At 65.2% G+C, this 6,302-nt stretch carries 6 protein-coding genes; 4 read left to right on the plus strand and 2 right to left on the minus strand.

The features are described from left to right. Both WCB02_RS25215 and WCB02_RS25220 read left to right on the plus strand, forming a co-directional pair. Positions 1 to 1,055, plus strand: a 1,055-nt coding sequence (locus WCB02_RS25215; RefSeq protein WP_423962458.1) for a chloride channel protein, incomplete at its 5' end; no start/stop codon positions are given. Positions 1,056 to 1,119: 64 nt separating this feature from the next. Continuing rightward, the gene (locus tag WCB02_RS25220; RefSeq protein WP_423962460.1) at positions 1,120 to 1,419 is read left to right on the plus strand and encodes a hypothetical protein; all 300 of its coding nucleotides are present in this window, start codon (positions 1,120 to 1,122) and stop codon (positions 1,417 to 1,419) included. Between the two features lie 20 nt (positions 1,420 to 1,439). Here WCB02_RS25220 and WCB02_RS25225 read toward each other — a convergent pair whose 3' ends face one another. Next, a complete protein-coding gene (locus tag WCB02_RS25225; RefSeq protein WP_423962469.1) occupies positions 1,440 to 2,633 on the minus strand; it encodes a urate hydroxylase PuuD in 1,194 nt (397 codons plus the stop codon). 312 nt (positions 2,634 to 2,945) lie between these two features. On the opposite strand from WCB02_RS25225, the gene WCB02_RS25230 reads away from it, so the two are divergent. Both WCB02_RS25230 and WCB02_RS25235 read left to right on the plus strand, forming a co-directional pair. Beyond that, a complete protein-coding gene (locus WCB02_RS25230; RefSeq protein ID WP_423962463.1) occupies positions 2,946 to 4,304 on the plus strand; it encodes a PQQ-dependent sugar dehydrogenase in 1,359 nt (452 codons plus the stop codon). Between the two features lie 69 nt (positions 4,305 to 4,373). Beyond that, positions 4,374 to 5,897 carry an amino acid permease gene (locus WCB02_RS25235; protein ID WP_423962465.1) on the plus strand — a complete coding sequence of 508 codons (1,524 nt, stop codon included), beginning with the start codon at positions 4,374 to 4,376 and terminating at the stop codon, positions 5,895 to 5,897. Here WCB02_RS25235 and WCB02_RS25240 read toward each other — a convergent pair. Further along, positions 5,850 to 6,302: anti-sigma factor family protein (locus tag WCB02_RS25240; protein WP_423962467.1), on the minus strand; the 453-nt coding region annotated here is incomplete at its 5' end. The genes WCB02_RS25235 and WCB02_RS25240 overlap by 48 nt on opposite strands.

A 6,302-nucleotide genomic window follows, 5' to 3' on the forward strand; every position in this document is an offset into this window, starting at 1 on the left:
ATCTGGCGCTCATCGTGCTGGCGTTGATCGCCAGCGCGGTCGGCATCGCTGTGATGCGAAGCTCATCGTTCTTCGAGCGCCTGTTCGCGCAATCCTGGACCCCGATCTGGATCAGACCCGTGATCGGCGGACTCTGCGTCGGCGGCATGGCCATCATTACGCCGCAGGTGCTCGCCGCCGGTCACGGCGCGATGGTGCTCGACCTGCATCGCGAGATGGCGATCGGCCTGATTGCCACCGTCATCGCGCTGAAGCTGATCGCGTGCCTGATCTCGCTGTCGTCGGGTTTCCGCGGCGGTCTGTTCTTTGCGTCGTTGTTCGTCGGCAGCCTGATCGGGAAGTTTTATGCGGCGCTGCTCGTGCTGTCAGGGCTGAAGTTGGCGGTCGATCCCGTCGTCAGCATGCTGACCGGCATGGCGACCCTCGGGGTGGCCATCGTCGGCGGCCCGCTGACGATGTCGTTCCTGGTGCTCGAGATGACCCGGAGCGTGGATGTCACGGCCGTCGTGCTGGCCGGCTGCATCGTCACCAGCATCTTCGTCCGCTTCATGTTCGGCCATTCGTTCTCGACCTGGCGCCTGCATCTGCGCGGCGAGACCATCCGCAGCGCCAACGACGTCGGCTGGCTGCGCAATCTCACGGTCGAGCGCATGATGCGCACCGACGTCGGCAAGGTTCCGGGCACGACGACGATCGCCGCCTGCCGGCGCGAGTTCGTGTTGGGCTCACGGCCGGCGGTGGTGGTCGTCAACAATGACGACGATTATTGCGGCCTGGTGCCGCTGCCGGACCTGTTTCCCGGCGAACTGGACAGCATCGCCGACGAAATCCAGGTGGTCGAACTCGCGAAATACACCGATGTCGCGCTGCTGCCGGAAATGAACGTCAAGGCCGCGATGAAGATGTTCGACGACGCCGAGGCCGAGGTCCTGGCCGTTCTGGAATCCGCCGACAGCCGCAAGGTGATCGGCCTGCTGACCGAATCCTTTGCGCGCCGTCGATATGTCGAGGAGATCGATCAGGCGACGCGCGGCGTCCTCGGCGCGCTGTCTTGACGCCGATCAAGAGAACGGGCGGCCGTCCAATGCAGGATGAAACGATCCCGTCCGGAGAAAGACCATGCTGATGCATCTGCCGATCGTGCTGCTCGCGTCGCTTCCGCTGACGCGTGTGGCCGACGATGTGCCGAAATTCGATATCGCGGCGGAATGCAGGTCCGAAGGCGGAACCGAGCCGCAGCAGCAGCATTGCGCCGAGGACGAGGCGGAGGCCCGCGACGAGCTGAGCACCGGTTGGGCGCAGTTCGCTGCCCCCGACAGGGTCACTTGCACGCGACAGAGTTCGCTGGACGGCACCGGCAGCTATACCGAGTTGCTGACCTGCCTGGAAATGGCAAGGGATGCCACGCCCAGGCGGTAGCGTTTTTTCCGAACAGCCCTTTAGTTGCCTGGAGACGCGATCCACGCTGCGATCACGGCGCGCTCGTCGGCGGTCATTTCCGTCACGTTGCCGGGCGGCATGGCGCTGGCCCAGGCCGCGTTGCGGCCGATCAGCCGGGCGTTGCGCCGGATATGGTCGGGATCGTCGAGCAGGATACCCTTCGGCGCGGTGACGATGCCGGCCCACACCGGCTCCGCGGCGTGACACATGCTGCACCGTGACAGGATGATGTCCTGCACATTGGCGAAGGTCGGGGCGACCGACAGCGCGCTGGCCTTGGCGACCCGCGGCCCCGCCGCGGACAGCACGCCGATCGCGATCATGCCGGCGGCCGCGACCCCCCACACCCACCATGGCGATCTGCGCCCGGCATGGCGCTCATTGAAGAAATGCCGGATCACGGGTCCGAGCGCGAGAATGATCGCGACGATGACCCAGTTGTAGCGCGTCGCGAACAGCAGCGGATAGTGGTTGCTGATCATCAGCACCAGCACCGGCAGCGTCAGATAGTTGTTGTGGACCGATCGCTCCTTGCCCGCCTTGCCGAGCCTGGGGTCGGGGGATTTTCCGGCCAACAGCGCCGCAACGATCTTCTTCTGGTTCGGGATGATCACCAGAAACACGTTGGCGACCATGATCGTCCCGATCAGCGCGCCGATCTGGTTGAACGCGCCGCGTCCGCTCAGGACATGGGTGAACGCATAGGTGAGGGCGACCAGGAACAGGTAACCGCCGACGGCGAACGGCAGCTCGTGGCGCGCAAGCCCCGATCTGCAGGCGGCCTCGTACAGCAGCCAGGCCAGCGCCAGGCTGCAAAGACTGAACAGCCCGGCCTGCAGCGGCGTCAGATCGAGAATCGATTTGTCGACCAGAAACAGCTCGGCATCGAGATAATAGACCACGACCATCAGCGTGAAACCAGACAGCCAGGTCGTGTAGGCCTCCCATTTGAACCAGGTCAGTTCATCCGGCAGTTGCGCCGGCGCCACCAGATATTTGACGATCCGGTAGAAACCGCCGCCATGGACCTGCCACGCCTCGCCCTGCACCCCTGCGGGCAGATCGCTGCCCGGCTTCAGGCTGAGGTCGAGATGGATGAAATAGAACGAACTGCCGATCCACCCGATCGCGGCCACGACATGCAGCCAGCGAAAGATCAGGCTCACCCACTCGGTCAGGATCGATCCCCACATCGCGTCCATCAATGTCGCTTCCATCGCTATCAATCATGGCGGGAGAATTCCCCGCAATATCAAAAAAATCTGCGGGGCCGCCGCAGGTCCCCCATCATGTGTTGCATCGATCTCGTTGATTTTCCAGCATTTCCGCGAACGACGCCTGCACATCCTTGAGGCAGGCGCAGCCCAAGAGAACAGCCAAAGAGAACAGCTCAAGAGAACAGCTCAAGGCGCAGGGCTCGCCGTCACGCTCGGCCGCAGGCAAATTGATCCATTCACGCCGAACATTTGTGTCTTGAGGCCATTATGATGGCGAGACGCGAAGCAATGACCGGGAAGACCAACATCATGGCAAGGTGCTCCATTCAAGCAATTCTCTCTGGCCTGTGCGCTCTCGCCGCCCTGAGCGGCGCGGCGATCGCGCAGCCGGCGGCGCGTGAAGGCAAGGACGCCTTCGGCAACTGGCAGCAGGACAAGCCCGGCATCACGCGCCTGATCCGGCCGCAGGATCTGCCTGACCCGGGAGCGACCCCGTCGTCGGCCAATGTCGCGCATGTCGTGTCGCAACCTGCCGGCGCCGTCCCGCAGGTCCCGCCCGGATTCAAGATCGAGCTGTTTGCCGAGGGCCTCCGCGCGCCGCGCATCATCCGCGTCGCGCCGAACGGCGATATCTTCGTGGCGGAAACCCATGGCGGGCGCATTCGCGTGCTGCGCGCCGCCGATGGCGCGTCGAAGCCGGCCACGGATGAAATCTTTGCCAGCGGCCTCAAGGACCCGTTCGGCATCGCGTTCTTTCCCGCGGGCGACGAGCCGCAATGGGTCTATGTCGCCAATCAGGACAACGTGATTCGCTTTCCCTATCATTCGGGCGACCTGAAGGCCGCCGGCGAACCCGAAACCATCGTCGCAAGCCTGCCGCATGGCTCCGGGCATTTGACCCGCGACATCGCATTCACGCCGGATAACCAGCGCATGCTGGTTTCGGTCGGCTCCGGCAGCAATGACGCCGAAGGCGTCGGACGCCCGCCGGGCGGCCTCGAAGCCTGGAGCAGCGCGCATCCGCTCGGCGCGGCCTGGGGCTACGAGACCGATCGCGCGACGGTATTGGCGTTCGATCCCGACGGCAAGAACGAGAAGATCTATGCCACCGGCATCCGCAACTGCGTCGGCCTCGCCGTGCAGCCCGACGGCACGCCGTGGTGCTCGACCAATGAGCGCGATGGGCTCGGCGACGATCTGGTGCCCGACTACGTCACCAGGGTGCGGGAGGGCGCCTTCTATGGTTGGCCGTGGTTCTATATCGGCAATCACGAGGACCCCCGGCATATCGGCGAACGCCCCGACCTGAAGGACAAGATCACCGTCCCCGACGTGCTGCTGCAGGCCCACTCGGCATCGCTCGGTCTCGCCTTTTATCAGGGCAGCAATTTCCCCGTCGAATACCGCGGCGACGCCTTCGCGGCCGAGCACGGCTCGTGGAACAGGTCGAAGCGGACCGGCTACAAGGTGGTCCGCATCCGCCTGAAGGACGGCGTGCCGACCGGCGAGTACCAGGATTTCGTCACCGGCTTCGTCGTCAACGACAGCGAGGTCTGGGGGCGCCCGGTCGGCGTCGCGGTTGCCCATGACGGCGCGTTGCTGATCTCTGAGGATGCCAACGGCACGATCTGGCGGGTGAGCCACTAATTCGTTGCGTCGCGGGAGCATGGACGTCAGTCTGGCGATTGCCGCAGAGTCGGTTCGGAAAGGTCGTTTTTGGCAAGGATCTGGGCGCGCAAGTCGACGGACGCATTGGCGGAGGAAGCGGCGCATGCCGACTCCGCGAGCGAGGTCAGGCCGCTGAAGCGGACCTTGTCGGCGCTCAATCTGGTTTCGCTCGGGGTTGGCGGCATCATCGGCGCCGGTATCTTCGTGCTGACGGGGAACGCCGCTGCCGCCAATGCCGGGCCCGCGGTGACGCTGTCCTTCGTCATGGGCGCGGTGGCGTGTGCGTTTGCCGGCCTGTGCTATGCCGAGATGGCCTCGACCGTGCCGATCAGCGGCAGCGCCTACACCTATGCTTATGCAACGCTCGGCGAGTTGATCGCCTGGATCATCGGCTGGGACCTGATCCTGGAATATGCCGTTGGAGCTGCGACGGTCGCGATCGGCTGGTCGGGCTATGTCGTGAGCTTCGCCCGGGGATTCGGGCTCGATGTCCCGCAGCGCCTGGTGTCGGCGCCGCTCGACTATGACGCCGCCACCCACGCGTGGTCGACCACCGGCGCCATCTTCAATGTTCCGGCAGTGCTCGTGATCCTCGCCGCGACCTGGCTGCTCGTGATCGGCATCAAGGAGTCGGCGCGCTTCAACGACATCATCGTCTTCGTCAAGCTGATCGTGGTGATCCTGTTCATCGTCGCCGCCATCCCGTCGTTCAGCACCGCGAACTGGGTGACCCCGTCCAATCCGGACGGCCACTTCATTCCGCCGAATGGCGGCACCGGCGTCTATGGCTGGTCGGGCGTGCTTCGTGGGGCGGCGGTGGTGTTCTTCGCCTATATCGGCTTCGACGCGGTGTCGACTGCGGCCCAGGAGTCGAAATCGCCGAACACCGACATGCCGATTGGCATCCTGGGATCGCTGATCATCTGCACCGTGCTCTATGTCGCCGTCGGCCTCGTGCTCACGGGGATCGTGCCGTTCGACAGGCTGGGCGTGTCGGACCCGATCGCGGTCGGCATCGACGCGGCCGGTATCGGCTGGCTCGGGCCGCTGATCAAGCTCGGCATCGTGCTCGGGCTGACCTCGGTCATTCTCGTCACGCTGCTGGGCCAGCCGCGCATTTTTCGCGCGATGGCGCATGACGGACTGCTGCCGCCGGCGGCCGCGAAAATCCATCCGCGCTTCCATACCCCGCATGTTGCGACCATGATCTCGGGCCTCGTGGTCGCCGTGCTGGCCGGTCTGTTGCCGATCGGGTTGGTCGGCGAACTCGTCAGCATCGGAACGCTGTTCGCGTTCGCAGTGGTCTCGGTCGGGACGCTGGTGTTGCGCGTCATCAATCCCGAATTGAAGCGTCCGTTCAGGGCGCCCGCGATCTGGTTCGTCGGCCCGGCGGGGGCGCTGACCTCCGTCATCCTCATGTTCGGCCTGCCGATCGATACCTGGGTGCGGCTCGCGGTGTGGCTCGCGATCGGGCTCGTGGTGTATTTCGCCTATGGCGCCAGACACAGCCGGGTCGCGGCTGCCTCAAATGCTGCGCGCCTGCCTGCGGACCTCGTTGGCGACCGGCCTTAAGGCGTCCGGCGAGCCGCGGCCGACCAGGCTATAGCCCATGCCGTCGTCGGCCCAGGCGAAGCCGGCCACGTCACCGCTCGCATGCGACCGCATCGGCGTGTTCTGATCTGCCGCCATCGGGCGGGTCAGCACCACCAGCCGCCCGCCGTGATCGTCGTCATACATGAACATGGCTGCCGGACCGTGTGACGTCGCGACCAGCCGGCCGCCCATCAGCCGGTAGCCCGACGTCGAAAGATCCGGCACCTTGACCGGCTGATGCAGCCGGTTGGAGACCCATTGCACGAACTGGGCGCCGTCGGCGGCGCGCATCTCGACCGGCCGGACGCGGTCCGGCGCATAGACGTCATAGGAGTCGGTGGCCTCCCGGGCGAGCGCGGCGAGCCCGGTGGCGGGAGTTTGCAG

This window comes from Bradyrhizobium sp. (assembly GCF_049581145.1).
Lineage (GTDB): Bacteria > Pseudomonadota > Alphaproteobacteria > Rhizobiales > Xanthobacteraceae > Bradyrhizobium.

Excerpts from the sequence above, each read along its gene's own strand:
- WCB02_RS25220 (WP_423962460.1), top strand. The coding sequence starts at position 1,120 with ATGCTGATGCATCTGCCGATCGTGCTGCTCGCGTCGCTTCCGCTGACG.
- WCB02_RS25225 (WP_423962469.1), bottom strand. The coding sequence starts at position 2,633 with ATGTGGGGATCGATCCTGACCGAGTGGGTGAGCCTGATCTTTCGCTGG.
- WCB02_RS25230 (WP_423962463.1), top strand. The coding sequence starts at position 2,946 with ATGACCGGGAAGACCAACATCATGGCAAGGTGCTCCATTCAAGCAATT.